Source organism: Vibrio sp. 2033 (assembly GCF_033339735.1).
Map to the genome: position 1 here is coordinate 1 of NZ_JAWOVC010000502.1, position 618 is coordinate 618.

General features: G+C 44.8%; 2 protein-coding genes. Both read right to left on the reverse strand.

Annotation, left to right across the window (positions count from 1 at the left end):
• A partial coding sequence (locus R7P74_RS27455) for a PTS sugar transporter subunit IIB (protein ID WP_318123838.1) occupies window positions 1–270 on the reverse strand: 270 nt, incomplete at its 3' end.
• Window positions 271–337: 67 nt separating this feature from the next.
• Window positions 338–618: PTS sugar transporter subunit IIA (locus R7P74_RS27460; protein WP_318123841.1), on the reverse strand; the 281-nt coding region annotated here is incomplete at its 5' end.

Genomic DNA, 618 nt, shown 5'->3' on the forward strand with positions numbered 1-618 from the left:
TTGAAGTGCTACAGATAGACGCTCTTTCATTGAAACTTTGTCGACAATGTTATCAAGCGCAACGATGCGAGGTTCAACGCCAAGTGCGTTCAACTGTTCAACGATGTCGTTAGTACCGATGAAGATGTCACAATCCGTACCTTTTGCAGAGCCTAGATCGATATGATCCACTTCTGCGTTTACATTCAATTCTTTCACGATGCCTTTGATGCTCATTTCCATCATTAGGCTAGTACCAAGACCGTGACCGCAAACAACCATAATTTTCATAATTCAGACCTTTTCTTTTTTATAGGGGGTATACCCATTTGTGAATGGGGTATGTCAGGAGTAAAACTCAGTATTTATCGATGATCGCAAGAACATCTTCTTTGCTTTGAGCGTTGCAGATGGCCTCTACGTGCTCTTCATTCATAAACAATTCCGCCAGTTTCGAAATCGCATCAACGTGGCTATTACTGTCCGTTGCCGCTAGCGTGACCAGCATTTTTACTGGGTCATTTTCTTCAGAGTTAAAGTTGACGCCGTTTTGGATCACCGTGATCGCCAGTGACAAACGGTTAACGCCATCTTCAGGGCGAGCGTGTGGCATCGCCATGCCCGGACCTACCACGTAGT